The following is a 24,700-nucleotide window of genomic DNA, read 5'->3' on the forward strand; positions in this document are numbered from 1 at the left end:
CGGTCTGCAGCCGTACGACATCCAGAAGCATGGGGCCGGCGTGTGGGCCGCCACGGAGATCGCCCGGCACCGAACGCCACCACGGTGAGCGGGCCCCGGGCGGCCGGTGGCGCCGCCGGGAGACACTCCCGGGCACCATCTCCTCGCCCGGAACCCCTGCGGCAGCCCCCGTACCGCCTCCGCGCTGTGCGCGAGCGCGGACGCCGGGGGAATCGGCGGCCGTCGGGGCGATCGCCCGGTTGCCTGCTCGACCCGCACCGGCTCGTCGACCGGCCTGCCGTCCTCACGTCCCGCGGCGGCAACGCCGATGGCCATGAACTCACCGTAGGCGGTGCCGTGTTGCGGGGCACGGCGGTTCAGGTGGTGGTGGGCAGGGAGTCCTGGGAGCCGCCAAGGGGGTACGGCTGTGCTTCCCGTCCTGTCCCGGCCAGCCAGTCGGCGACGGTCTGGGCGATCGGCTGTCCGGTGTCCATCTCGACGAAGCCGAACTGGCCCGACTGATTGCACTCCAGGAACCACCACACGCCGTCGAGATCCTCCGCGAAGTCGAAGGCCCCATAGGCGAGTTCGGCTTCCCGCAGATACCGGTGCACGGCCTCGGCGAGCCGGGCCGGCACATCGACCGGCCGCCATGACTCGTCCGACGGCGCGAACCGGACATCGATGTCGTCGGGGTGCGCGTCGGGTGCGACGGCCTTGCGGGCGGCGAGGATGCGGTCGCCGACCGCCGTCAGGCGGATGTCGGCCCGCTTGTCGACCCGGCGCTGCAGCAGCGTGGGCCCGAAGGCGACGGCGGCGAAGTCGACGTCGGGCGCCACCCGGCTCGTCGGCACCACCCTGGGCGGTTCCTGCGGATGCGACCCGGAGACGGGCTTGACGACCAGGTCGGGAAACCGCTGCGCGAAATCCCGGGCCGCCTGCGGAAACGTGGTGATCAGTGTGGCCGGCACGGGAAGCCGGCTGCGCTGTGCGAGATGGAGCTGCCAGGGCTTGTGGCGGGCCCTGGTGGCGGCGTCGGGATGATTCATCCAGCGCGCGCCCGTGCCCCGGAGCATGCCGTAGAAGGCCTGCGAGGCCTCCTCGGTGAGCCAGTCGGACGGCTCGGCGGCCCGCGCACCCGGCACCCCCGGCCTGCGCACCCACACGGACCGCAGCCCGCCCATGCTCACCAGCCTGCCCCCGACGGACAGATGCCCGCGAAAAGCGCCATGTACGTACTCGCCGGACAGAGCGACGGGGCCGGGCAGATCGCCGGGATCGAGCCGGACCACGGGAACACCCGTGCCGTTCAGCCGGGCCACCACGAGATCCGCCGTCACATCGTGTTCGGACGTCAGAACAAGGACCGTCATCGTGTCAGGTCCACGCTCAGTCGTCGAAGTGCGTCTTGGAACCGGCGGTTGACGTGGTGGCCCCGAATTCACGCATCACAGCATGGTCATGAGCGGCAATTCGCCCGCCCGGCAACACATTCAACTGCAGTCCGCAGTCGTAACTGTACGGAGTGCTCACCTCCAACTGCTCTGCTGGGCGCGCGTAGTTCAAAACGAACAGCTGCATCGCTTCTCCTCGATCGGCGACAACGTCGGTCAAGTGGACGGTGGAGGTCCGGTATTACAACTGTCCCGTCCCCGGTGCCCCGCCTCCAAGGAGTTATACGAATCGAACGCGTGAATGGTTGCCTCATGTTGTGGGCAACCGCGGCCGGGCGGGCCCGCGAGGGTCGCGGCCCATGTTCCGCGGGCCGCCCGGCCGCGGTCGCGGGCGCGTCAGTGGCGCCCCAGGCCGCCACTGCCGAAGGAGCCGCTGGAACCGGGATCCCAGCGTCCGCGCTGCTGGTCCGCCCGCCGTTTCGTCGACGCGCGATGGAGATCGTGCGGCATGAGCCGCTCCCGCTCCTCGCCCGCCAGCGGCATTTCGTCGGGCTCTCGCATCTCACGGATCTCGTGCACAGGACCGGAAGGCGGGAGGGTGGGGTGTTCGTCGGGGCGGGGCCGGGCGGATTCCCGGTCCCGTACCCGCATGCCGAACCAGAAGGCCCAGATCAGTGCACCAGCGATGAACAGGCCTGCGACAAATGCGGCCGTTACGTTGAGTAGATCGCTCGACGCGGCCAGTAGTTCAGACGTTGTCGTACTCATATGGCGATTATCGCCGACTACATATCAATGCGCGTCCGAAAACAGCCTGTGGAATCACTGTGCCATTACCGCCGACCGGGGCTTCGGGCCGGAGCGTCCGGTCGGCGTTTTACGGTCGGGGTTTGACGGTCAGGGCTTGACGGCGACGGCACCGAATTGCGGCAGGGTGACGGCCGCGTCCTCCTCCGGGCGCCACCGCGCACAGGAGACGAGCCCCGGCTCGAGCAGGTCCAGACCGTCGAAGAAGGCGGCCACCTCGGCGCGGGGGCGGGCGGTGATCGGCGGGGTGGCGTTCTCGTTCCAGAACTTCATCGCCTCGATGTTCCCCTGGCCGTCGAGGTCCGCGTCGGTCGTCGGATGGGTCAGGACCAGATGGCTTCCCGACGGCACCGACGCCATGACCTGGCGCACGATGTCCTGCGCATGGGCCGTGTCGAGCACGAAATTCAGGATGCCGAGCATCATGACGGCGACCGGCTGCTCGAAGTCGAGGGTCTGGGAGGCGCGGGCGACGATGGTCTCGGGGCGGTGGACGTCCGCGTCGATGTAGTCCGTGGCCCCCTCCCGCGTGCCGGTCAGCAGCGTGCGGGCGTGCGCGAGCACGATCGGATCGTTGTCGACGTAGACGATCCGGGACTCGGGCGCGATGCGCTGGGCGATCTCATGGGTGTTGTCGACCGTCGGCAGCCCCGTCCCGATGTCCAGGAACTGACGTACTCCCCGCTCGGTGACCAGGAAGCGCACGGCCCGCCCGAGGAAGGCGCGGTCCGCGCGGGCCACGCTGCGGATCAGCGGGAACATGGCGTCGATGTGGTCGCCGACCTGCTGGTCGACGACGTAGTTGTCCTTGCCGCCGATCCAGTAGTTCCACACTCGCGCGTTGTGGGCCACCGAGGTGTCCAGCCGACCGCGTCCCTCTGACGTGCCGCCCTGCTCGCTCACGCCGCTTCCTCTCGTCACTTCCCGCGCCCCGCACGGACGTTGACGCCCGCTGAGGGCCGTCAACATCGTTCGCGCCTACGAGGGTGATCTTATGACCGGGCTCCGTGGGGCGAGGCCGGAGGCGCCGCCGACGGGTGCTGCCGTCCGCCGGCAGCGGCCTCTAGTCTCGGCGCACAGGCCCCAGGCGAGCGGGAGAGACGCATGGATCACGACGGCTACGACTACGACCTCGGCACCCATGGGCGGCCCGTGACGACGTCGTCCGCCGAGGCCCAGCGGTGGTTCGACCGGGGCCTGGCGTGGACGTACGGCTTCCATCACGAGGAGGCCGTCGCCTGCTTCGAGGCCGCCGCGGCGGCGGACCCCGACTGCGCGATGGCCCACTGGGGCATCGCGTACGCCCTCGGCCCGAACTACAACAAACCCTGGGAGTTCTTCGACGGCGACGAGCTCGTACGAACCGTCGCCCGCACTCACGCCGCCGTCGAACTCGCCCACCGTAAGGCGGCGGCCGGCGCAACGCCCGTCGAACAGGCCCTGATCGCCGCTCTGCGCGCCCGCTATCCGCAGGCGGAGGCCGCCGAGGACTGCTCGGTGTGGAACGAGTCCTACGCCGACAGCATGCGGACGGTGTACGAACTGGCCCCGGACGACCTCGACGTGGCCGCGCTGTACGCCGACGCGCTGATGAACCTGACGCCCTGGCAGCTGTGGGACGTGCGCACGGGCGAACCGGCCGAGGGCGCCCGCACACTCACCGCGAAGGCCGTCCTGGAACGGGCGCTCGCGACCCGGGAGGGGGAACGCCACCCGGGTCTCCTGCACCTCTTCATCCACCTGATGGAGATGTCCTCCACCCCGGAGACCGCCCTGCCGGCCGCCGACCGGCTGCGCGGCCTGGTCCCGGACGCCGGGCACCTCCAGCACATGCCCACACACCTGGACGTGCTCTGCGGCGACTACCGGCGCGTGGTGGCGGACAACAGCGCGGCGATCGCCGCCGACGAGAAGTTCCGCGAGCGCTCCGGCGCGATGAACTTCTACACCCTCTACCGGGCGCACAACCACCACTTCAAAATCTACGGCGCGATGTTCCTCGGACAGTCCAGGACGGCGCTCGAGGCCGTCGCGCAACTGGAGGCCGCCGTCCCGGAGGAGCTTCTGCGGGTGCAGAGCCCGCCCATGGCCGACTGGCTGGAGGGCTTCCTCGCCATGCGGGTCCATGTGCTGATCCGCTTCGGCCGCTGGCGGGACATCCTCGAACTGCCGCTGCCCGCCGATCCGTCGCTGTACTGCGTGACGACGGCCATGCTCCGGTACGCCCGCGGGGTCGCCCTCTCCGCCACCGGCCGGATCCCCGAGGCCGAGGCCGAACGCGAACTGTTCCGCACAGCCCTCACCCGGGTCCCGGAGACCCGGATGCTGTTCAACAACACCTGCTCCGACGTCCTCGACATCGCGTCGGCGATGCTCGACGGCGAACTCGAGTACCGCAAGGGCGAGTTCGAGGCCGCGTTCGCCGCGCTGGAGCGTTCGACCGAGCTGTCCGACAACCTCCCCTACGACGAGCCCTGGGGATGGATGCAGCCCACCCGGCACGCCTACGGCGCCCTGCTCCTCGAACAGGGGCGCGTCGCCGAGGCGGAAGCCGTCTACCGGGCCGACCTCGGCCTCGACGACACCCTTCCGCGTGCCGTGCAGCATCCCGGCAACGTCTGGGCCCTGCACGGGTATCACGAGTGCCTGGTCCGCCTGGGCAGGGCGGGGGAGGCCCGGATCGTCGCCCAGCAGCTCAAGCTCGCGCTCGCCGTGGCGGACGTCCCGGTCGAGGCGTCCTGCTTCTGCCGTCTCGACGTCGGTACGGGCGACGCGGGCGGCGCGGGCGGCACGGCCTCGGGGTGCTGCTGAGGCCGCCGACCCGGACAGTCACGCCAGCTTGGCGGCGGCGCTCTTGATCGCCTCGCGGATACGGAAGTAGGTCCCGCAGCGGCAGACGTTCGCGATCGCGTCGATGTCGGCGTCCGTCGGGTTCTTCGTACGCTTCAGCAGGGCGACCGCCGCCATGATCTGGCCGGGCTGGCAGAAGCCGCACTGGGCCACGTCCTGCTCCAGCCAGGCCTCCTGCACGGGGTGCAGCCGCTCACCGTCCGCCAGACCCTCGATGGTGGTGACCTCCCGCCCCGCCGCCTCGGCGACGGGCACGACACAGGGATTGACGGCCTCCCCGTCGAGATGGCTGGTGCAGGCCTTGCAGACATCTATCCCGCAGCCGTACTTGGGGCCGCGCACGCCCAGCAGATCGCGCAGCACCCACAGCAGGGGCAGGTCGTCGGGGGCGTCGACGGTCACGGACTTCCCGTTGACGGTGAAGGTGTGGGAGGGCACGTACGGGCTCCGCTCAGCGAGGAATCAGCGAGGAATCAGCGAGGAAAGGGGGTGAAGTCGACGTCGAAGTTGACGGGGAATCGGCGCGGTCTGGTCCCGGTGGCCCGGGCGTAGGCGTTGGCGATCGCCCCGACGGCCGCCGGGACGCCCAGTTCGCCCGCCCCGCCCGGCGCGCCGTTCGCCGGCATGATGAAGATCTTCACGTCCTTGGGGCTGTCCTTCTGCCGCGCGTAGTGGAACTGCGAGTAACTGCCTTCCAGCGGCAGCCCCTTGTCGATGTGCAGCCCGGCCCGCAGGGTGGTGGAGATGGCGTCCGTCAGCCCGCCGAGCAACTGCGCCTCGAGCCCGCGCGGATTGACCGGCCGGCCCACGTCGGCGGCGATGACGGCCTTCGTCACCCGTGGCTTCTTCGGGTCGGTGGCGTCGATCTCGACCAGACAGGCCGTGCAGGACTTGTACTCCTCGTGGAAGCCGACGCCCTGCGCCCACCCCGGCGGCAGGTCGCGGCCCCAGCCGCCCTCCGCCGCCACCTTGTCGAGCACGGCCCGCTGCCGGTCGTTCTTGAGGAACGATCGCCGGAAGGCCACCGGGTCCTTGCCCAGCTGGGCGGCCAGTTCGTCGACGACGATCTCCTCCGCGCCCCGGGTGTTGCCCGAGTAGACCGAACGCCAGGAACCGGTGTGCATCTTCAGCGGCACCTCGGTGAGCACCTGGGTGGTGAGGCCGAAGTTGTACGGGGACTTCACGGTGGTCAGAAAGAGCGTCTGTGCGAAGCCCGCGTTGCCCACCCCGGAGGGGAGACTCGCGGCACTGGCGGTCAGGATCTCGCCGAGCCCGTGCCGGAAGTCGGTCTCCACGGCCGCCACCCGGTGCTCGAACGAGAGGACCTGCCCGAGCGCGTAGGTGGCACGGATCTTGTGGTGGGTTGCGGGCCGCATCCGGCCGTGCCGCATGTCGTCGATCCGCGACCACTGGAGCCGGACCGGGCGCCCGCTCTTCTGCGACACGAGCGCGGCCTCCAGCGCCGCGTCGAAGAACAGCCGGCGCCCGAAGGAGCCGCCCGCCTGCACCACATGGACGGTGACCTTTTCCAGCGGCAGCCCGAGTTCCCTCGCGATGGTCTGCCGGGCCACGATCGGGGACTTCAGCCCCGACCAGATCTCGGCCCGGTCGGAACGGACGTCCGCCACCGCCGAGTTGGTCTCCAACGGGGCATGGCTGGCGAACGCGAAGTCGAACTCGGCGTCCACGCGCTTGACGAGCAGCCCGGGCACGACCAGCGGGGCGGTCGCCGCCTTCAGCTTCGCGGAGATCTCGTCGTCGGAGAACGCGTCGACGCTCCCGGGGCCCCAGGTGACGTCCAGGGCGTTCTTGGCGTCGAGCGCCTGCCCGAAGGTCTCGGCGACCACAGCGACGCCCGTCGGGACGGTCACGATGTCCAGCACACCCGGCATGGCCCGTACGGCGGGCTCGTTGTGAACCGACTTCACAGTGCCGTTGATGGTGGGCGGCCGGCGCACCATGCAGGGCTTGGCGCCGGGCACCTCCAGATCGAGGGTGTACTCCTGCCGGCCGGTGATGATCGCCCGGGCGTCGATCCGGGAGGTGGGCGTGCCGACCAGAGTGTGCTGGGACTCGGGCTTGGGGGTGGCGGTGAGCGCGCCCAGATCGGCGGAGGCCGCCGCGGCCGACAGCGAGCCGTAGGAGGCGGTACGCCCGTCAGGTGCCGTCACCATCCCCTGCCGGACCGTCAGGACACCGGCCTTCAGACCCCATTGGCGGGCCGCCGCGGCGACCAGACGGGCCCGGGCCGCCGCCGCTGTGTGCCGTACGGGGTCGTAGAGCGACCGGATCGAGTTGGAGCTGCCGGTCAGCTGGTTGAAGAGCAGCTCGGGCCGGGCGTCTTCCAACCGGATGCGGACCCGGTCGAGCGGGACGTCGAGTTCCTCGGCCACGAGCATCGCCACCGCCGTCGTGAGGCCCTGCCCGACCTCCTCTCTCGGCAGCCGGAAGTCCACCGTGCCGTCCTCGCGGACCTCCAGCACCAGCATGTTCGCGGTGGGCGCGCTCGCGAGGATCAGCACATCGCCGAGGTCGACCAGGTCGGCCGGCGCGGGCAGGGTGGGTATCGCGGCCCTGGCCTCGCCCGGGGCGACGGCTTCGACGCCGACGGTCGTCGCCACGGACAGGGTGGGGGCGGCGACGAGATAGGTGAGAAACCTGCGCCTGCCGAGTCGTTTCATCGACGCTCCGTTCAAGCGGGCCCGCCGACATCGCCGGGCCGCGCCCCAGATCATTACCGACTGGTAGGCACGGGTTCAAGTCGCTGGGCGTTTCGTCCGGGCATGCCCCGGGACGGCGCTCAGGGCCGAAAATCGCGGACCGCGCGTCCCATTCTGGCCACCGCCTCACGCAGAACGGCCGGTGTCGTGGCGAAGTTGAGGCGTACGTGTCCCTCGCCGCCGGAGCCGAACACATGGCCGGAACTGAGCGCGACCCTGGCTTCGTCGAGGAAGAGCTTCGCGGGTCCGGCCAGGTCGCTCACCACTCCCGGGCCCGCGGTGTCCTGGGCCTTGTGCAGCCCCAGCCAGGTGAAGTCCAGCCAGGCCAGATAGGTGGCCTCGGGCTGCCGGTACCCCACGCCGGGAAGGTGCTCCTCGAGCAGCCGCCCCAACAGGCGCCGGTTGGCGTCGAGTCCGGTCAGCAGGTCGTCGAGCCAGCTCCCGCCCTCGCGGAACGCCGCGGTGTGGGCGATGATCCCGAGGTGGCTGGGGCCGTGGCCGACCTCCTCCGGCAGGAGCCGGAGTTCGTCGGCGGCTTCGGGGCCCGCGACAGCGAGAGCGGCCTTCAGCCCGGCGAGGTTCCACGCCTTGGACGCGGAAACCAGGGCGAACGCGTTTTCGGCGCCCGGCACGGTGAGAAACGGGGTGAAAGCGGCCCCCGGCAGCACCAGAGGGGCGTGGATCTCGTCGGACACCACACGCACACCGTGCTCACGGGCGAGGGCCGCGACGGCTTCCAGTTCCGGGCGGGTGTGGACGACTCCGGTGGGATTGTGCGGGTTGCTCATCAGGAAAATGGCACGGCGGCCATGACATCGGGCCCGTACGAAGGCGTCCTCCAGGGCGGCCAGGTCGACCCGCAGATCGGGACCGAGACGTGCCTCGACGATCTCCCGGGCGTCGTGGGAGACGAACGCGTAGAAGGGCGGATACACCGGGGAACACACGACGACCGCGTCCCCCGGGCCGGTCACCAGCCGGATCATCTCGACGACGCCCAGCATCACATCGGGCACGATCGCCGTGTGCTCGACGCGCAGCCCGTCCCACCGCCACCGCTCGCCGGCGAACGCGGCGAGCGCCTCCGCGTAGGCGGTCCCGTGCGGATACCCGGTGTCACCGAGGTCGATCGCCCTGTGCAGCGCCTCGGCGATGGGCGGGGCCATCGGTACGTCCATCTCCGCCACCCAGAGCGGCAGCACGTCCGCCGGGTGCGTACGCCACTTCATGCTGGTGCGCTGCCGCAGCTGCTCCAGGGACAGCTGGACGAGAGGATCCGTCCGGTCGGCGTCGGCGACCTCGCCGGCTCCGACGGCATCGATGGCTACGCTCTTCGTTTCGTCCGTCATCGCGCGCTCCAACTCCCGGGCGGACCGGGCCGGTAGGGGGTGGCCACGGCTCCGGCCGATACCCCGGCGGCGCCGACGGGCCGCCGAACGCCGCCCGCAGTCACATCAATGCCCGGTGCCGGCCCCAGAACCTCCTGTCCCGGGAACGCACGGCCGTACCGGACGTCAGCCTGGGACATGCAGTCCGTCGAGGAGCGGGTGATGGCTGTGCCGCCAGCCGCCCCGGACCCGGGTCGCGTCGGACAGATGCGGGTGCCCGGCGGGGAGGTCGGCGTGCTCGTGCTCGACAGGCGGGGCCGACGGCGCCGGCCACAGGCGTACGGCGAGCAGCCCGGCGGCCAGGGCCAACGCCCCCAGGGCCAACACCGCGGACCTGAGCCCGGCTGCCGCGCCGAGCCAACCGGCCAGCGGGTACGTGAGCAGCCAGCAGCCGTGCGAGAGGGAGAACTGGGCGGCGAACACGGACGTACGCCGCTGTGGCGGCGCCGCGCGGCGGATCAGCCGTCCCGTCGGGGTGAGCACCATCGAGCAGGCGGCGCCGAACGCGGCCCAGCAGACGAGCAGCGCCGGCCAGCGCCAACTGCCGCCGCCGGCACCGGTGACGACGCCGAGCGCGACGAAGACCCCGGTGAGCAGCAGCGCCCCGCGCAGCATCACCGTACGGTCCGGGACCCGGTCGAGCACCCGGGGCAGGAGCAGCGCGACGACCATCGAGCCCGCGCCGTACGCGCCGAGCGCCAGAGACACGTCGGCGGCGCTCCGGCCGAACTGGTCGCGGACGTACACCACGCTGTTGACGGTGACCATGGCGCCGGCGGCGGCCACCGCCAGATCGAGGGCGAGCAGGGCGCGCAACTCGGGGACGGACAGGAACAGGCGGGCGCCCGTGCCCGTCCGGGCGTACACACCCCCGGTTCGTGGGGTGGCGGCGACGACGGCTGTCGGCAGTACGGCGGAGACGACCAGGGCCGCCGACGCGACGAAGCCGAACACCGTGCCCAGGAACAGCCAGTTGTAGGTGATGAGCGACAGCAGCGCGGCGGCCAGGGCCGGACTGAACAGGCTCTCCAGGTCATACGCGAGCCGGGACAGCGACAGGGCCCGGGTGTAGTCGCGTTCGGCGGGCAGTACGTCAGGTATGACCGCCTGGAAGGTGGGCGTGAACGTGGCCGAGGCGGCCTGGAGCAGGAAGATCAGGACGTACACCTGCCACACCTGGTCCACGAACGGCAGCAGCAGCGCGACCGCCGCCCGGGTGAGGTCCGCGCCGACCATCAGCGCGCGCCGGGGCAGACGGTCGGCGACGGCGCCGACGGCCGGGGCGATCGCCACGTACGCCACCATCTTGACCGCGAGCGCGGTGCCGAGCACCGATCCGGCGTCGGCGCCCGCGATGTCGTACGCGAGCAGTCCGAGGGCGACCGTCGCCAGGCCGGTGCCGATCAGGGCGACGACCTGGGCGGTGAAGAGACGGCGGTAGGCGCGGTTGCGCAGTACGGCGAACATACGGCTGTCCTCGACCGGTCGGGAAGGCGAGCGCGACTGTTCACCACTGTACCCATGAGTGCGCATCTGCGCACATGTGGATGCGGCGGACCCGCACAACCGGCGGTGGCGCTGTCGACGCGTCCGCCCTGCCTCTACGCTGAGGGCATGCCTGCTCGCGAGACTTTGCCAACTGCGGCCGATACGCATCTGCGTGCCCCGGACAGCGCGCGTCTCGCGGAGGCGACCGGGGTGTTCGCCCTGCTCTCCGACGCCACACGGCTGCATCTGCTGTGGCTGCTCGCGCAGGGCGAGTCGGACGTCGGTTCGCTGACCGAGCGGTGCGAGGCGTCGCGAACGGCCGTCAGCCAGCACCTGGCGAAACTGCGGCTGGCCGGGCTGGTGGAGACCCGGCGCGAGGGCCGCTACGTGCACTACAGCCTGCGTGACGGGCATCTGCGCCGTCTGGTGATGGAGGCGCTGAGCCACGCCGACCACAGGGTCAGCGGCAAGGCCCCGCACGACTGAGGCGCGGGCGCGCCACCCTCCGGTTCCGCCGCGAGCAGCGGAACCGGATGAGCGCAACCGCGAGTCGGCTACTGCGAACCGGCCGCCCGGCGGCGTACGAGATACACGGCCGCGCCCGCGACCACGACGACAGCCGCTCCGATGCCGATCCAGGCACCGGCGGACATCCCGCCGTCGTCGTCGCTCGCCGCCTCGGCCGACGCGGAGGCCGACGGGGTGGCCGACGCCTGCGTGGGGTCGGCCGTGGGGGTCGGCGAGGCGGACGGCGACGGCGACTCGGAGGCCTTCTCGCTCGGCGACGGGCTCACCGGCTTCGCGCCCGGCGCGGCGGCCTTCAGCTTGAGCACCGGCGCCGGCTGCTCACTGCTCTCGTCCAGCTCGATCCAGCGGTCGATCTTGCCGTCGCTGTAGGTCTGCAACGACTTGAAGGCGAGTTCCTTCACATCGGGCAGCTGTCGTACGACGACGGAGTACTCGGCGTTCACACCGGCCTTCAGGGCCGGGCCCTTGATCGTGTAGCCGTCGTCGGCGGTCGTGAACTTCCAGCCCTTGGGGCCCTCCCCGTAGGTCACGTCGCCGGGCGCGATGCCCGCCGGGAGGATCACCCGGACCTCGGCGATCCCGGCGGTGTCGGACTCGGCCTCCGCGTCGAAGGAGATCTCGACGTTCTCGGCGAGGGCCTGCGCCTTGTCGGACTCGACCTCCACATGGGCGGCGGCCGGTCCGGCGGTGAGCAGGAGAAGCGCGGCGGAGGCGACGGCCGCGAGGGTCAGCCGCCGTGCGGTGGCGTGCTGGGAGGGTGCAGCGGACATGGGTGCGGTGAACATGGGTGTCTCCGGGTGTTTCCGGGTGTGCGGTGGCACGGGACGGCCGATCGGTGAAGGGCTGTTCCGGCAGGGTCAGTTGGCGAGAGCGGGCCACGCCGACGGAGGACCCCGCCGTACCACCACGTCCGCGAGGAGCACCCCTCTGAGCGGCGGCTCCGTCCGTCGCGGGCGGCGCACCCGTGAGCGCCGCCTCGCGGGCACCGGCACACCGTCGAGCAGCGCCCGTACGGTGGCGATCCGGGCCCGTACCGTGTCGACGGCCCCGGTCAGCCCGCGCGCCAGCGACCAGCAGGCCGCGTCGGCGCGGTGCAGCAGCACGGCGACGAGTACGGCGGCCAGGGCATGGAGGGCCGTCATCGCCGCCGAGTCGTGCAGCCGCGCGGGCCAGGTCCCGTGGGCGGGCATCGCGAGATGCGCGTGCGTGCCCATGTCCATGCCTGTGTCCGCCAGTTGGCGCGCGTGCGCGGCCGACAGCCACACATGCAGGCCGGTCTGCGCCACCGCGCTCGTCACCACGACCACGGCGAGCGAACGCGGGCGCCTGGCACCGGCCAGCCCCACGACGAACAGCAGCACCGCCGCCGCCACGCCCGACCGCCACGGAGCGGGCCCCTCGGCGACCAGATGATGCGCGCTGACCCCGAGCACCGTGCCGACGACGGCGAAGACCGCCGCCCGGAACACGGGCAGTGGCGCGGAGCGCGTCGTCGGCGTGGGGAGCATGGTCATGACCCGCCCATCATCGACCATGCGGCGGCCGGAGCGGGACCGGGCCCCGGGAATCCGTCCATACGATGGCCGCCCGCCGAAGGGACGGCGGCGGAGGGGAGCCAGGACGTGACGGATCACCGGCAGCCTCCCCGGCGACGGGGGCAGAGAGAGCTGGAGGCGCTGGTCCTGTCGGCGCTGCGCGAGGCGAGCGCAGGGTACTGGACGCCGAGAGCGACCGGCAGGCGGTCCTGGCCGGCTTCGTCAGCGGGCTCGGCCCCGCCGACGAGCGGCTGCTGCGCCAACTCCTCGGCCGCCCGAGGACGGACGAGCCAGACACGACGGCCACGACGGACACAGGTGCAAGTACGGACACAGGTACAGATACGGAGAGGGAGGCCTGAGTCCTCACAGACTGCGGCACGGTGTGTCTCGGCACCCCGTTGAGGCAGGCCCCGGTCCTCAGCCGCCGCCGAACGCCTTCAGGATGCGCTCGGCGGCGAGTGTGGCCGTCAACTCGCCGTCCCTGACCTGCTGTTCGAGGCCGGGGGCGACGGCGCGCACGGCCTCGTCGGCGTGCAGTCGGCCGAGGAGTTCGTCGCGGACCATCGTCCATGTCCAGTCGACCTGCTGGTCACGGCGTTTGGCGGCCAGGCGGCCTGTCGAGTCGAGCAGGGTGCGATGCTGTTCGAGGCGGTCCCAGACGGCGTCCAGACCGGTCGACTCGCGGGCGCTGCACGTCAGCACGGGCGGAGTCCAGGCCACGTCCTTGCCGTGCATCAGCCGCAGCGCGCCCGCCAACTCCCGTGCGGCTGCCTGGGCGTCGCGTTCGTGCGGGCCGTCCGCCTTGTTGACGGCGAGGACGTCCGCCAGCTCCAGGACACCCTTCTTGATGCCCTGCAACTGGTCGCCGGTGCGGGCCAGCGTCAGCAGCAGGAACGAGTCGACCATGTTGGCGACGGCGGTCTCGGACTGGCCCACGCCGACCGTCTCCACCAGCACCACGTCGTAGCCCGCCGCCTCCATGACGACGATCGACTCGCGCGTCGCCTTCGCGACCCCGCCCAGCGTGCCCGCGGTGGGGGAGGGCCGGATGAAGGCCGCCGGATCCACCGCCAGGCGTTCCATCCGGGTCTTGTCGCCCAGGATCGAACCGCCCGTACGGCTGGACGACGGGTCCACGGCGAGCACCGCCACCCGGTGCCCCAGCCCGGTCAGCATCGTGCCGAACGCGTCGATGAACGTCGACTTCCCGACGCCCGGCACCCCGCTGACCCCGATCCGCCGGGCCCGGCCGCTGTGCGGGAGCAGCTCGGTCAGCAACTCCTGTGCCAGCGCCCGGTGCTGGGGCCGCGTCGACTCGACGAGGGTGATGGCCCGCGCCACGATCGCCCGCTTCCCGCCGAGCACGCCCTTGACGTACGCGTCGAGATCGATCACAGGTCGTGCCCGAGGTCGGCCGAGAGCCGCTGGACGAGGTCGTAGGCCGCGTCCGGGATCACCGTCCCCGGCGGGAACACGGCCGCCGCGCCCATCTCCAGCAGGGTCGGCACGTCCTGCGGCGGGATCACCCCGCCGACGACGATCATGATGTCCTCCCGGCCCTCCGCCGCCAGCTCCTCGCGCAGCGCCGGTACGAGGGTGAGGTGCCCGGCGGCCAGCGAGGACACCCCGACGATGTGGACGTCCGCCTCCACCGCCTGCCGGGCCACCTCGCCCGGGGTCTGGAACAGCGGGCCGACGTCGACATCGAAGCCGAGGTCGGCGAAGGCGGTGGCGATCACCTTCTGGCCCCGGTCGTGGCCGTCCTGGCCCATCTTGGCGACCAGGATGCGCGGCCGGCGCCCCTCGGCCTCCTCGAAGGCGTCCACCAGGGTGCGGGTGCGGTCCACGTTCTCGGACTCCCCTGCCTCGTTGCGGTACACGCCGGAGATCGTACGGATCTGGCCCGCGTGCCGCCCGTACACCTTCTCCAGCGCGTCCGAGATCTCCCCGACCGTCGCCTTCGCGCGGGCGGCGTTCACCGCCAGCTCCAGCAGGTTGCCCTCACCGCCCGCCGCCCGGGTCAGCGCGTCCAGCGCGTCCTGGCAGGCCCGCTCGTCGCGCTCCGCGCGCAGCCGTCGCAGCTTCTCGATCTGCTGGGCCCGTACGGAGGAGTTGTCGACCTTGAGGACGTCGATCTGCTCGTCGGTCTCCACGCGGTACTTGTTGACCCCGATCACCGGCTGGCGCCCCGAGTCGATCCGGGCCTGGGTGCGGGCCGCCGCCTCCTCGATGCGCAGCTTGGGGATCCCCGCGTCGATGGCCTTGGCCATACCGCCGGCCGCCTCGACCTCCTCGATGTGCTGCCAGGCGCGGCGCGCGAGGTCGTACGTCAGCTTCTCCACGTACGCGCTGCCGCCCCAAGGGTCGATGACCCGGGTCGTGCCCGACTCCTGCTGGATGAGCAGCTGGGTGTTGCGGGCGATGCGCGCCGAGAAGTCGGTGGGCAGCGCGAGCGCCTCGTCGAGGGCGTTGGTGTGCAGTGACTGCGTGTGGCCTTGCGTCGCCGCCATCGCCTCGACGGCCGTACGCGTCACGTTGTTGAACACGTCCTGCGCGGTCAGCGACCAGCCCGAGGTCTGCGAATGGGTGCGCAGGGAGAGGGACTTGGAGTTCTGCGGGTCGAACTGCTTGACCAGCTTCGCCCACAGCAGGCGTGCCGCGCGCAGCTTGGCGACCTCCATGAAGAAGTTCATGCCGATCGCCCAGAAGAAGGACAGCCGGGGCGCGAACGCGTCGACGTCCAGGCCCGCTTCACGGCCCGCCCGGATGTACTCGACCCCGTCCGCGAGCGTGTACGCCAGCTCCAGGTCGGCCGTCGCACCCGCCTCCTGGATGTGATAGCCGGAGATCGAGATGGAGTTGTAGCGGGGCATCCGCTGCGAGGTGTAGGCGAAGATGTCGGAGATGATCCGCATCGACGGCTTCGGCGGATAGATGTAGGTGTTGCGGACCATGAACTCCTTGAGGATGTCGTTCTGGATGGTCCCGGCCAGCTTCTCGGGCGGCACGCCCTGTTCCTCCGCCGCCACGATGTACAGCGCGAGAACGGGCAGCACCGCGCCGTTCATCGTCATCGACACCGTCATCCGGTCCAGCGGGATGCCGTCGAAGAGCTGCCGCATGTCGTAGATCGAGTCGATCGCCACGCCCGCCATGCCGACGTCACCGGTCACGCGCGGGTGGTCGCTGTCGTAACCCCGGTGGGTGGGCAGGTCGAAGGCGACCGACAGGCCCTTCTGGCCGGCCGCGAGGTTGCGGCGGTAGAAGGCGTTCGATTCCTCGGCGGTCGAGAAACCGGCGTACTGGCGGATCGTCCAGGGCTGGTTGACGTACATCGTCGGGTACGGGCCGCGCAGATAGGGCGCCGCGCCCGGGTACGTCTCCAGGAAGTCCAGGCCTTCCAGGTCACGGCCGGTGTAGAGCGGCTTGACCGCGATGCCCTCCGGGGTCTCCCAGAAGGTCTCGTCCGAGCCGGTGGCCGCCTTGACGGCCGTACGCCAGTCGCCGCTGTCGGCCTTGGCGGTCGGGGTCCCCAGTTCGATTCCGGAGAAGTCGGGGATTCCCATCAGGACGCTCCCATGCGGTCGAGGGTGGCGGAGAGCACGGCGACGGCGTCGCAGCCCGCGAAGACATACGCGTCGACGTCCGTGTACTGCCCGGGACGGCCGGCGAGGAACACATGCGAGGCGCCGGCGGCCTTCAGTTGGGCCGCCACGGTCGCGGCCTGTTCCTCGTACAGCGTGTCACTCGAGCAGAGGCAGGCCTCGGTGGCGCCGCTCTCCTCGAAGGTGCCCTCCGTGACGGGCTCGATGCCGCCCGCCTGGAAGAGGTTCGAGACGAAGGTCGTGCGCGCGCTGTGGGCGGAGGCCGGCCCGATGGCCGCGAGGTAGACGCGCGGCCGGGTCCCGGTGGCGGCGAGGTGGGCGTCGGACCGGGCGCGCAGAGCCTCGTATGCCTCGTCGCGCCGCACCCGGGGAAGTCCTCCGGACGGCGGCTCGGGCGAGGGCTCGCGGTCCGGCAGCCGCTCGGCCAGGTTCGGGAACTCGCTGACCCCGGTGATGGGTTCGCGCCGCTTGGCCAGTTTGGCGGAGCGGGCAGCCCAGGTGGTGGCCAGCGCCTCGCCCAGGCTCCCGGAACGAAGGGCGGCGGCCTGGCCGCCCAGACCCTCGATCCACTGGAAGAACTCCCAGCCCGCGTGGGCGAGTTCGTCGGTGAGCCGCTCCACGTACCAGGAACCGCCCGCCGGGTCGATCACCCGCGCGAGATGCGACTCCTCGACCAGGATCGTCGAGGTGTTGCGGGCGATCCGGCGGGCGAACGCGTCCGGCAGGCCCAGCGCGTGGTCGAAGGGGAGCACGGTGACCGAGTCGGCGCCGCCCACCCCGGCGGCCAGCGTGGCGATCGTCGTGCGCAGCATGTTCACCCACGGGTCGCGGCGCGACATCATCACCGGCGAGGTCACCGCGTGCTGCACCTGCGCCCCGGCCGCCGGTGCTCCGGACACCTCGGCGACCCGCGCCCACAGCCGCCTGGCCGCGCGCAGCTTGGCGATCGTGAGGAACTGGTCGGCGGTGGCCGCGTACCGGAACTCGAGCTGCGCACAGGCCTGTTCGACTGACAGTCCGGCCGCGGTCAGCTCCCGGAGGTAGGTGACCCCCGTCGCCAGGGACGCCCCCAGCTCCTGCGCGGCCGAGCCGCCCGCCTCGTGATACGGCAGCGCGTCCACGGTCAGCGCGCGCAGCCCCGGGTACTCCTCGGCGCACAGCCGGGCGAGCGCGACGACCGGCGCGAAGTCCAACTCCGCACCCGTACGGGCCTCGTGGCCCAGCGGGTCGCCGCCGAGGTTGCCGCGCACCGCCTCCTTGGCGACGCCCCGCTCCTCGTACAGCCGCAGCAACTCCCGTGCGGCGGGCTCGACTGCCGCGCCGGCGTCCAGGACGACGGGGGCCAGGTCGAGGTAGACGCCGTCGAGGGCCCGGGCGAGCGAGGACACCGGGATCGCCTCCGGGCCGACCGTCAGCCAGAGCGAGGTGACGCCGTTCTCCAGGTCCGCGAGCACCGCGTCGCCGACGAGGGTCGCGTGCCGCTGCCGTACGTCCCAGCCTCCGACGGTGTTCCCCTCGGGGCGTCCACCGCGTACGAAGGGGGCGAAGCCGGGGAAACCGGGGTCGGGAGCGTCGTCGTGCGCCGTGTAGAGGGGGCGGGTGGTGAGCCCGTCCTCCAACGCGGTGGACAGCGCGTCCTCCGCTGTCGCCGCGGAGACCTCCTTGCCCGATTTGCGCAGGACGCCTTCCACCAGGCGCTGCCACTGCTCATGGGGCGTGGAAGGGAACTCGGCGGCCAGCGAGAGCCCGTCGTTGGGCAGGACTGTCATGCCCGGATGCTAGGCCAGTAAGGTCCAGCGACAGCAGAGCCCCCGCCTGTGACCTTGAACTCGGCCGAACTGTGACCCCTGCCTCACGGCGGTTCAGGACCCCGGCAGGGGTTGGCGAGGGGCCGGTCGGGGGCCGGTGTCAGTGGTGCCCCCTAGGCTTCTGCCGACCTGATCGAAAGGCGGGACCGACATGGCGGATCTGACGGGGATCGAGGCGTTGCGGCAGCTACTGCCGCCGCCTCCCGGAGCAGGCGAGAAGATCGACTGGCAGGCGGCGGAAACACGGTGGGGTACCGCGTTTCCCCGGGACTACATGGCCTTCATGGCTGAGTACGGCGTCGGCGGCATCGGCACGGAGGAGGACCCCGACATGGTTTGGACCCTCGCGCCGTTTCCCACCGGGGCCTACGAGTTCTCCCCCGACGACTTCGAGAGCGAGACGGGCAATGCCACTCTGACCTGGGAGGAGGAGGGACCCGACCAGGACGACCTCGACCTCGACCCGGACCACATCCTCGCCTGGGGCGGCAGCGACAGTGCGGACATCTTCTGCTGGCAGACCAGCGATCCGGACCCCGACAAGTGGCCCGTCCTGCTCTTCGCCCGCCATGGCGGCAAGACGTGCGAGGTCGTCCCCTGCGGCATGGCCGAGTTCCTGCGCAGGCTCCTCGAGGACGAACTCGACTCCTACGGACTCGATTTCGAGTCCGTCCCGCACTTCACGCACTGGCGCAAAGAGAAGGGGCTCGCCGCACCGGTCGAATAACCGGTGGCGGCCGGTGTCGCCGCGCGCGACGATGCCCCCATGGATTCGCGTGCGCACGACAACGGGACAACGGCGACTCGATGGACGGTCGCGACCGTCTATGAAGACATGTGGGTCGACCCGGACGACGACCCGCGTGAGACCGACACCGAGATCGTCGACGAACGCGGCACGCTGCTCGAAGGCCTGCGCCACTACCGCCTCACCGTGGAGATGAAGTGCGCCGGTCTGGACGCCGAGCAGATGGCCCGGCGTTCCGTGCCACCGTCCACGATGTCCCTGCTCGGGCTGGTGCGGCACCTGACCGAGGACGAGCGGCACTTCCGCCGGGTCATGGCCGGCGAGGACGCGCCCAAGCTGTACCGCACCGACGACGACCGTGACGGCGACTGGAACGGCGCGGTCGCCGATCCCCAGGTCGTGGAGGACGCCTGGCGGCAGTGGCGGGAGGAGACGGAACGCACCGACCGGTTCATCGCGAGCGTCGCCGACCTCGGCACCACGAACGCCGGTTTCTCCGACTTCGGCGCGGAGCACGGCGGACAGATCCAGCTGCGCGACGTCCTGGCGTCGCACGTCAACGAGTACGCGCGGCACTGCGGCCACGCTGATCTCCTCCGTGAGTGCATCGACGGCCGGGTGGGCCAGTGACCGCCGCCTGACCGGAGGGATGGGCCGCCTGGAGGACCAGCCGCCTGGAGGACCGGCCGCCTGGAGGACCAGCGGAAAAATCTCGTCGCGCCGCCGATGAGTTTCCGCACGAGGATCGGTCGAAAGAGGCGACAGCGTTCCCCGCTCCAGGAGGTACTCCATGACCACCGACGGATTCACCACGTGTCTCTGGTTCGACGGCCAGGCCGAGGAAGCCGCCCACTTCTACGTCTCGGTCTTCAAGAACTCGAAGCTCGGCAGGATCGGCTACTACAACGAGGCCGGTCCCGCCCCCGCCGGCGAGGTGCTGGCCGTCGACTTCGTGGCCAACGGCCAGAAGTTCGTCGCCCTGAACGGCGGCCCGCAGTTCAAGTTCAGCGAGGCCGTCTCCTTCCAGATCTACTGCGCGGACCAGGAGGAGGTCGACCACTACTGGGCCAAGCTCACCGAGGGCGGCGGCGAGGGCGGCCCCTGCGGGTGGCTCAAGGACAAGTACGGACTGTCCTGGCAGGTCATCCCGGACGGCCTGATCGAGATGATCAGCGACCCGGACCAGGAGAAGGCCGTCCGCACCACCAAGGCCATGTACGCGATGAGCAAGCTGGACATCGCCGCCCTGAAGAAGGCGTACGCGGGGGAGTAGGGCCCGGGCAGCCAGGTGAACGCAGGCGCCGGCGCGGGGTCGTCCGTGTGAACGCCCCGCCGCCGGCGCTCGGTTCACGGCGTCATGCCGTTGGTGCACGGGGCACCGGGCTCGGGCGTCTGCTCGCCCTGGACGTACTTGTCGAGGAACTTGGCGACCTTCGGGTCCGACGCCTTGTCCACCTTGAGCTGGTGCTCCCAGGCGCTCAGCACGATCGGCGACGACTGGTCCTCGTACGGGCTCATGAAGGTGTACGCCGTGTTGGTCACCTTCTCGGAGAGCGCCTCGACGTCCGCCTTGGCCGCCTTGTCGTTGTACGTGATCCAGACGGCGCCGTGCTCGAGGGCGTGCACCGCGTTCTCGTTGGGGACCGCCTTGGTGTAGACCTGTCGGTCGCAGTTCACCCACACCTGGTTGTGGTCGCCGCCGACGGGCGGGCTCATCTTGTAGCTGACGGGCGTGGTGACGTGGTTCTGGGTGAGCTTGGACCAGGTCTTCACGCCGGCGATCGGCGCGGCCTTGGCCTCCTCCTTCTCCTGGGCGGAGTCGACGAGCCACCAGCCGCCGCCGGCCAGGCCGACGAGTATGACGGCGGTCGCGCCGAGCGTGAGCAGCCGCATCCGGCGCTCACGGGCCTGCTCGACCTTGCGCAGTTCCTCCATGTGGGCGCGGCGGGCCGCGGTCTTCGCCTTGGCGTTGGATGTACCCATGGGATGTCCTTCTCCGGGCCGTGCCCGTCGGGGGCACGGCACTGCAAGCTGGGGTGACGGTCGGGTCGTGGCCGGGCGGAGCCGGGCCGGCGGATCGGGCCGTGGAGCGTGGGCCCGGACGGCGTCTAGACCCTGAGCAGTTGCAGTTCGTGGAGATCGGGAGGGCGGGTGGCGCCCGGGATCCGCGACGGGCCGAGCGGCAGCCGCGCGGGCGCGGTGCCCGGCTGGTCCACCGCGGCGGCCCGGTCCGCGCCGATGACGGGCGCGTGGCTGAGGACGCCGTGGTGCCCGGGGGTGTGACAGCCGTGGTGCGGGCCCTCCTGGCAGGGGTCCCGGTCGGCGATGTGCACGGCGTGCGCCGAGGCCGAGCCCGAGGGTGCCGTGTCCGGGGAGGGCAGGGCGCCGGCGCAGGAGAACACGAACGTCGCGAGGACCAGGAGCAGGACGCTCAGCAGATGCGGGAGACCGCCGCGGGCATGCCGCGTCGCGAGGCGACGCACCCGTGCAGCGGACATCCGGACACCTGGGGGTAGGGGAGAGGGCGAGGAGAGATGAGCGCCGATGAAATTATCAGACCGCAGGGGTGTGCTAATGCCGTGCCCTCGATGCCGTGCCCTCGATGGCATGCGTCGCACCGGCGTGGGCGTTCGGCGCGCGTCCCGGACAAAGCCTGGCTAGCGTGAGGATCCGGACAACCCGACGAGCGTGACGAGACCGGAGAGGCCGAAGCCATGGCCGTGCAACCTGAGGGAACCCCCTGTTGGGCCGACGCGATGTTCAGCGACGTCGAGGGAGCCAAGAGCTTCTACGGCGAGGTGCTGGGCTGGACCTTCGGCGAGTCGTCGTCGGAGTACGGCAACTACACACAGGCGTACGCCGACGGCAAGGCGGTCGCCGCCGTCGTCCCGCCCATGCCGGGCCAGGAGGGGCAGTCGGCATGGTGCTTGTACCTCGCCTCGCCGGACGCCGCCGCCACCGCCACCAAGATCCGCGACAACGGCGGCGAACTGCTCATGGAACCCATGCAGGTGGGCGACTTCGGCACCATGTGCCTGGCACGCGACCCCAGCGGTGCCGTCTTCGGGGTCTGGCAGGCCGGCACCCACGAAGGCTTCGAAGCGGGGCCGGAACAGCCCGGCGCCTACTGCTGGGCCGAGGTCTTCACCCGTGACGCCGACAAGTCGGACACCTTCTTTCCGGCCGTCTTCGGCTACTCGGCGAAGCAGATGCAGGACGACGCCATCGACTTCCGGATGTACAACCTGGGTGAGAACACCGTCCTCGGGCGGATGCGGATGACGGACGACTTCCCGCCCGAGATGCCGCCGTACATCAACGTGTACTTCAGCGTCGTCAACTGCGACGAGGCCGTCGCCACGGCCACCGAACTCGGCGGCGTACTGCGCTTCGGGCCCATGGACAGCCCGTTCGGCCGGTTCGCCGCGCTGAGCGACCCACAGGGCGCCAACTTCTCCGTCATCGACATCACGACCACGGCCGGCGAGATGCCCAAGTCGGCGGACGTGGACTGAGATCGGGCCCCGGCGACGGCGGGCGGGCGTCCGGTCCGCGCATGGCATGATCGAGCGCATGCGTGAACGAGTGGTGGCCGCGTGCGACGGGGCGTCGAAGGGAAATCCGGGACCGGCGGGCTGGGCCTGGGTGATCGCCGACAGCTCGGAGAGCCCCAGCCGCTGGGAGGCCGGGCCGCTTGGCAGAGCCACCAACAACGTCGCCGAACTCACCGCGTTGGAGCGGCTGTTGACGGCCGTCGCGCAGGACGTGCCGCTGGAGATCCGGATGGACTCCCAGTACGCGATGAAGGCCGTCACCACCTGGCTGCCCGGCTGGAAGCGGAAGGGCTGGAAGACGGCCGCGGGTAAACCGGTCGCCAACCAGGAGCTCGTCGTCCGTATCGACGAGCTCCTCGACGGGCGCTCGGTCGAGTTCCGTTATGTGCCCGCTCATCAGGTCGACGGGGACAAGCTGAACGACTTCGCCGACCGGGCTGCCAGTCAGGCGGCGATCGTGCAGGAGCCTGCGGGCAGTGAGCTGGGGTCTCCGCAGCCTCCGGCTGCGCCGGACAGTCCGCGTTCCGCGTCCGCGTCGGCGACCGCCTCCGGCGTGAAGGCGGGACGGGCGCGGGGTGGGAGTTCCAACCGTACGTTGAAGGCGAAGTTTGCCGGGCGGTGCGTGTGTGGGCGGTCGTATGCGGTCGGGGAGACCATTGCGAAGAACGCGCAGGGGTGGGGGCACCCGGAGTGTCGTAGCGTCTCGTAGCGCGTTGCCGGCGGCGCCGTTTTGTGGTGCGGGCCGGTGGGGGGTTTTGCGCAGTTCCCCGCGCCCCTGAAAGGTCGTGGTTGGCCGCGTCTGGGCGGGTGCGGGGCGGTGGGGGCTCGGCGCGCAGTTCCCCGCGCCCCTAAAAGAGGCCCCCGCGCCCCTGCGAGCCCGGCTGCGGGGCGGCGTTTTGGTGTGCTCGCATCCTGCTACTCTCCGACGCGAAATGACCACCTTCTGTAATCGCTAGGGGTGTGCGTGAAGGTCGCCTGTGTGGGAGGCGGGCCTGCCGGCCTGTATCTCTCGATTCTGATGAAGCTGCGGGATCCGTCCCACGACATCACCGTGTACGAGCGCGACCCGGCGGGCTCGACCTACGGCTGGGGTGTCACCTACTGGCGCGGACTGCTCGACAAGCTCGAGGAGTACGACCCCGAGTCCGCGCGGGCCATCGCCGACGCCTCGGTGTCCTGGGACCACGGCGTCGCCCACGTGGGTGACAGTGCGACCCGGCACCCCGGCGACGAGGGCTTCGGCATCGGCCGGCACAGGCTCCTCGAGATCCTGGCCGACCGGGCCCGGCAACTCGGCGTACGGCTGGAGTTCGAGCACGGGATCGCCGGGGCCGAGGAGCTGGACGGCGCCGACCTGGTCGTGGCCGCCGACGGCGTCAACAGTGTGCTGCGCGAACAGCACACCGAACACTTCGGCGCGGGCCTGCGCGCCGGACGCAACCGGTACATCTGGCTCGGCACCACCAAGGTCTTCGACGCCTTCACCTTCGGCTTCAAGGAGACGGAGCACGGCTGGATCTGGTGCTACGGCTACGGCTACAGCCAGGACCACAGCACCTGCGTCGTCGAGTGTGCCCCCGAGACCTGGAGCGGGCTCGGCCTCGACCGGGCGAACGAGGCCGACGGCCTGGCCGCCCTCGAGAAGATCTTCGGCGACCTGCTGGACGGCCACCCCCTGATCGGCAGGTCCTCCGCGGACGGCGCCGCCCAGTGGCTCAACTTCCGCACCCTCACCAACCGCACCTGGCACCACGGCAACCTCGTCCTGCTCGGCGACGCCGCCCACACCACCCACTACTCCATCGGCGCCGGCACCACCCTCGCGCTCGAGGACGCCATCGCCCTGGCCGAAGCGCTCCACACACACCCCGGACTCCCCGAGGCGCTCACCGCCTACGAGGAGCGGCGCAAGTCCGAACTCCTCTCCATCCAGAGCGCGGCCCGCTACAGCGCCCAGTGGTACGAGAACCTGCCGCGCTACATCCGGCTGCCCCCGGCCCGGATGTTCGCCCTGCTCGGCCAGCGCCATTCACCGCTGCTGCCCTATGTGCCGCCCCAGCTGTACTACGGCATCGACCGGGCGGCGGGGCGCCTCGAAGCACTGCGCCGGTTCAAGCGATGGCTCGGGCCGAAACTCGCGCGCACCGCGCAGACGCGGGTGCTGGCCTCCCGTACCCGGGAAGAGGCTGCCGAGGTCCCCGGCAAATAGCCTGGTCATGGCACGGGGGTATTGGGTGAATGGCGATTCACCGCTATGGTGAATCGCCATTCACTCTTATTTTTTGTCGCGCTG

At 70.9% G+C, this 24,700-nt stretch carries 23 protein-coding genes and 1 pseudogene; 9 read left to right on the plus strand and 15 right to left on the minus strand.

Annotated features, from left to right (window positions below; translation table 11 throughout):
* Window positions 1-356 precede the first annotated feature (356 nt).
* From tgmB to ABZ855_RS29025, 4 genes are all read right to left on the minus strand, one after another.
* A complete protein-coding gene (gene tgmB, locus ABZ855_RS29010; protein ID WP_360811759.1) occupies window positions 357-1,352 on the minus strand; it encodes an ATP-grasp ribosomal peptide maturase in 996 nt (331 codons plus the stop codon).
* A gap of 16 nt (window positions 1,353-1,368) precedes the next feature.
* On the minus strand, window positions 1,369-1,560 hold the full coding sequence (gene tgmA, locus ABZ855_RS29015; RefSeq protein WP_319210443.1) for a putative ATP-grasp-modified RiPP: 192 nt from the start codon (window positions 1,558-1,560) through the stop codon (window positions 1,369-1,371).
* Between the two features lie 209 nt (window positions 1,561-1,769).
* Window positions 1,770-2,141 carry a DUF6479 family protein gene (locus tag ABZ855_RS29020; RefSeq protein WP_319210444.1) on the minus strand — a complete coding sequence of 124 codons (372 nt, stop codon included), beginning with the start codon at window positions 2,139-2,141 and terminating at the stop codon, window positions 1,770-1,772.
* 129 nt (window positions 2,142-2,270) lie between these two features.
* Complete coding sequence (locus ABZ855_RS29025) at window positions 2,271-3,083, minus strand: SAM-dependent methyltransferase (protein WP_360811761.1); 813 nt, start codon at window positions 3,081-3,083, stop codon at window positions 2,271-2,273.
* A 201-nt stretch (window positions 3,084-3,284) separates the two neighbouring features.
* Here ABZ855_RS29025 and ABZ855_RS29030 point away from each other — a divergent pair, with 201 nt between their 5' ends.
* Window positions 3,285-4,991 carry a hypothetical protein gene (locus ABZ855_RS29030; protein WP_360811763.1) on the plus strand — a complete coding sequence of 569 codons (1,707 nt, stop codon included), beginning with the start codon at window positions 3,285-3,287 and terminating at the stop codon, window positions 4,989-4,991.
* A gap of 18 nt (window positions 4,992-5,009) precedes the next feature.
* Here the strand turns inward: ABZ855_RS29030 and ABZ855_RS29035 are convergent, their stop codons facing one another.
* The 4 genes from ABZ855_RS29035 to ABZ855_RS29050 all read right to left on the minus strand — a co-directional run bounded on the left by ABZ855_RS29035 (window position 5,010) and on the right by ABZ855_RS29050 (window position 10,605).
* A complete protein-coding gene (locus tag ABZ855_RS29035) occupies window positions 5,010-5,468 on the minus strand; it encodes a (2Fe-2S)-binding protein (protein WP_360811765.1) in 459 nt (152 codons plus the stop codon).
* Window positions 5,469-5,503: 35 nt separating this feature from the next.
* Window positions 5,504-7,711 carry a molybdopterin cofactor-binding domain-containing protein gene (locus ABZ855_RS29040; protein WP_360811767.1) on the minus strand — a complete coding sequence of 736 codons (2,208 nt, stop codon included), beginning with the start codon at window positions 7,709-7,711 and terminating at the stop codon, window positions 5,504-5,506.
* A gap of 119 nt (window positions 7,712-7,830) precedes the next feature.
* A complete protein-coding gene (locus ABZ855_RS29045; protein ID WP_360811769.1) occupies window positions 7,831-9,099 on the minus strand; it encodes a MalY/PatB family protein in 1,269 nt (422 codons plus the stop codon).
* Between the two features lie 165 nt (window positions 9,100-9,264).
* Window positions 9,265-10,605: an MFS transporter gene (locus ABZ855_RS29050; protein ID WP_360811771.1), complete on the minus strand. Its 1,341-nt coding sequence runs from the start codon at window positions 10,603-10,605 to the stop codon at window positions 9,265-9,267.
* Window positions 10,606-10,752: 147 nt separating this feature from the next.
* Here ABZ855_RS29050 and ABZ855_RS29055 point away from each other — a divergent pair, with 147 nt between their 5' ends.
* Window positions 10,753-11,112: a metalloregulator ArsR/SmtB family transcription factor gene (locus ABZ855_RS29055; RefSeq protein WP_319210451.1), complete on the plus strand. Its 360-nt coding sequence runs from the start codon at window positions 10,753-10,755 to the stop codon at window positions 11,110-11,112.
* Window positions 11,113-11,180: 68 nt separating this feature from the next.
* Here ABZ855_RS29055 and ABZ855_RS29060 read toward each other — a convergent pair whose 3' ends face one another.
* Window positions 11,181-11,939: a DUF1775 domain-containing protein gene (locus tag ABZ855_RS29060; RefSeq protein WP_360811773.1), complete on the minus strand. Its 759-nt coding sequence runs from the start codon at window positions 11,937-11,939 to the stop codon at window positions 11,181-11,183.
* 72 nt (window positions 11,940-12,011) lie between these two features.
* The gene (locus ABZ855_RS29065; protein ID WP_360811775.1) at window positions 12,012-12,668 is read right to left on the minus strand and encodes a hypothetical protein; all 657 of its coding nucleotides are present in this window, start codon (window positions 12,666-12,668) and stop codon (window positions 12,012-12,014) included.
* A 191-nt stretch (window positions 12,669-12,859) separates the two neighbouring features.
* Here ABZ855_RS29065 and ABZ855_RS29070 point away from each other — a divergent pair.
* Window positions 12,860-13,051 (plus strand): annotated as a pseudogene (locus ABZ855_RS29070) (hypothetical protein); the annotation flags it as partial.
* A 58-nt stretch (window positions 13,052-13,109) separates the two neighbouring features.
* Here ABZ855_RS29070 and meaB read toward each other — a convergent pair.
* Genes meaB through ABZ855_RS29085 form a run of 3 tightly spaced genes read right to left on the minus strand, consistent with a single transcriptional unit; the run spans window position 13,110 to window position 18,066 of the window.
* Window positions 13,110-14,087: a methylmalonyl Co-A mutase-associated GTPase MeaB gene (meaB, locus tag ABZ855_RS29075; protein WP_360811777.1), complete on the minus strand. Its 978-nt coding sequence runs from the start codon at window positions 14,085-14,087 to the stop codon at window positions 13,110-13,112.
* Complete coding sequence (scpA, locus tag ABZ855_RS29080) at window positions 14,084-16,258, minus strand: methylmalonyl-CoA mutase (protein WP_360811779.1); 2,175 nt, start codon at window positions 16,256-16,258, stop codon at window positions 14,084-14,086. The genes meaB and scpA overlap by 4 nt, the downstream gene beginning before the upstream one ends.
* Window positions 16,258-18,066: a methylmalonyl-CoA mutase family protein gene (locus ABZ855_RS29085; RefSeq protein ID WP_360811781.1), complete on the minus strand. Its 1,809-nt coding sequence runs from the start codon at window positions 18,064-18,066 to the stop codon at window positions 16,258-16,260. Before ABZ855_RS29085 ends, scpA begins: the two co-directional genes overlap by 1 nt.
* Before the next feature lie 190 nt (window positions 18,067-18,256).
* Between ABZ855_RS29085 and ABZ855_RS29090 the strand changes: the two genes are divergently transcribed.
* From ABZ855_RS29090 to ABZ855_RS29100, 3 genes are all read left to right on the plus strand, one after another.
* The gene (locus ABZ855_RS29090; RefSeq protein WP_360811783.1) at window positions 18,257-18,832 is read left to right on the plus strand and encodes an SMI1/KNR4 family protein; all 576 of its coding nucleotides are present in this window, start codon (window positions 18,257-18,259) and stop codon (window positions 18,830-18,832) included.
* 39 nt (window positions 18,833-18,871) lie between these two features.
* Window positions 18,872-19,483, plus strand: coding sequence for a DinB family protein (locus ABZ855_RS29095; RefSeq protein ID WP_360811785.1), 612 nt, complete (start codon window positions 18,872-18,874; stop codon window positions 19,481-19,483).
* Between the two features lie 160 nt (window positions 19,484-19,643).
* Window positions 19,644-20,126, plus strand: coding sequence for a VOC family protein (locus ABZ855_RS29100; protein ID WP_360811787.1), 483 nt, complete (start codon window positions 19,644-19,646; stop codon window positions 20,124-20,126).
* 74 nt (window positions 20,127-20,200) lie between these two features.
* Here the strand turns inward: ABZ855_RS29100 and ABZ855_RS29105 are convergent, their stop codons facing one another.
* Entirely contained in the window at window positions 20,201-20,836 is a 636-nt protein-coding gene (locus ABZ855_RS29105; RefSeq protein WP_360811789.1) for a DUF3105 domain-containing protein, read from the minus strand.
* A gap of 125 nt (window positions 20,837-20,961) precedes the next feature.
* Window positions 20,962-21,351: a hypothetical protein gene (locus tag ABZ855_RS29110; RefSeq protein WP_360811791.1), complete on the minus strand. Its 390-nt coding sequence runs from the start codon at window positions 21,349-21,351 to the stop codon at window positions 20,962-20,964.
* 216 nt (window positions 21,352-21,567) lie between these two features.
* Between ABZ855_RS29110 and ABZ855_RS29115 the strand changes: the two genes are divergently transcribed.
* From ABZ855_RS29115 to ABZ855_RS29125, 3 genes are all read left to right on the plus strand, one after another.
* Window positions 21,568-22,368, plus strand: coding sequence for a VOC family protein (locus ABZ855_RS29115; RefSeq protein WP_360811793.1), 801 nt, complete (start codon window positions 21,568-21,570; stop codon window positions 22,366-22,368).
* Window positions 22,369-22,414: 46 nt separating this feature from the next.
* Window positions 22,415-23,116 carry a ribonuclease H gene (locus tag ABZ855_RS29120; protein ID WP_360811795.1) on the plus strand — a complete coding sequence of 234 codons (702 nt, stop codon included), beginning with the start codon at window positions 22,415-22,417 and terminating at the stop codon, window positions 23,114-23,116.
* Between the two features lie 255 nt (window positions 23,117-23,371).
* Window positions 23,372-24,616, plus strand: a complete 1,245-nt coding sequence (locus ABZ855_RS29125) for an FAD-dependent monooxygenase (protein ID WP_360811797.1) — start codon at window positions 23,372-23,374, stop codon at window positions 24,614-24,616.
* Window positions 24,617-24,700 lie beyond the last annotated feature (84 nt).

The organism is Streptomyces sp. NPDC047042, assembly GCF_040644035.1.
Classification (GTDB): Bacteria; Actinomycetota; Actinomycetes; order Streptomycetales; family Streptomycetaceae; genus Streptomyces.

Excerpts from the sequence above, each read along its gene's own strand:
- ABZ855_RS29100 (WP_360811787.1), top strand. The coding sequence starts at position 19,644 with ATGACCACCGACGGATTCACCACGTGTCTCTGGTTCGACGGCCAGGCC.
- ABZ855_RS29090 (WP_360811783.1), top strand. The coding sequence starts at position 18,257 with ATGGCGGATCTGACGGGGATCGAGGCGTTGCGGCAGCTACTGCCGCCG.
- ABZ855_RS29050 (WP_360811771.1), bottom strand. The coding sequence starts at position 10,605 with ATGTTCGCCGTACTGCGCAACCGCGCCTACCGCCGTCTCTTCACCGCC.
- ABZ855_RS29115 (WP_360811793.1), top strand. The coding sequence starts at position 21,568 with ATGGCCGTGCAACCTGAGGGAACCCCCTGTTGGGCCGACGCGATGTTC.
- ABZ855_RS29065 (WP_360811775.1), bottom strand. The coding sequence starts at position 12,668 with ATGACCATGCTCCCCACGCCGACGACGCGCTCCGCGCCACTGCCCGTG.
- ABZ855_RS29095 (WP_360811785.1), top strand. The coding sequence starts at position 18,872 with ATGGATTCGCGTGCGCACGACAACGGGACAACGGCGACTCGATGGACG.
- scpA (WP_360811779.1), bottom strand. The coding sequence starts at position 16,258 with ATGGGAATCCCCGACTTCTCCGGAATCGAACTGGGGACCCCGACCGCC.
- ABZ855_RS29020 (WP_319210444.1), bottom strand. The coding sequence starts at position 2,141 with ATGAGTACGACAACGTCTGAACTACTGGCCGCGTCGAGCGATCTACTC.
- ABZ855_RS29030 (WP_360811763.1), top strand. The coding sequence starts at position 3,285 with ATGGATCACGACGGCTACGACTACGACCTCGGCACCCATGGGCGGCCC.
- ABZ855_RS29110 (WP_360811791.1), bottom strand. The coding sequence starts at position 21,351 with ATGTCCGCTGCACGGGTGCGTCGCCTCGCGACGCGGCATGCCCGCGGC.
- ABZ855_RS29085 (WP_360811781.1), bottom strand. The coding sequence starts at position 18,066 with ATGACAGTCCTGCCCAACGACGGGCTCTCGCTGGCCGCCGAGTTCCCT.
- ABZ855_RS29045 (WP_360811769.1), bottom strand. The coding sequence starts at position 9,099 with ATGACGGACGAAACGAAGAGCGTAGCCATCGATGCCGTCGGAGCCGGC.
- ABZ855_RS29040 (WP_360811767.1), bottom strand. The coding sequence starts at position 7,711 with ATGAAACGACTCGGCAGGCGCAGGTTTCTCACCTATCTCGTCGCCGCC.
- tgmB (WP_360811759.1), bottom strand. The coding sequence starts at position 1,352 with ATGACGGTCCTTGTTCTGACGTCCGAACACGATGTGACGGCGGATCTC.
- ABZ855_RS29055 (WP_319210451.1), top strand. The coding sequence starts at position 10,753 with ATGCCTGCTCGCGAGACTTTGCCAACTGCGGCCGATACGCATCTGCGT.
- ABZ855_RS29060 (WP_360811773.1), bottom strand. The coding sequence starts at position 11,939 with ATGTTCACCGCACCCATGTCCGCTGCACCCTCCCAGCACGCCACCGCA.
- ABZ855_RS29120 (WP_360811795.1), top strand. The coding sequence starts at position 22,415 with ATGATCGAGCGCATGCGTGAACGAGTGGTGGCCGCGTGCGACGGGGCG.
- ABZ855_RS29105 (WP_360811789.1), bottom strand. The coding sequence starts at position 20,836 with ATGGGTACATCCAACGCCAAGGCGAAGACCGCGGCCCGCCGCGCCCAC.
- tgmA (WP_319210443.1), bottom strand. The coding sequence starts at position 1,560 with ATGCAGCTGTTCGTTTTGAACTACGCGCGCCCAGCAGAGCAGTTGGAG.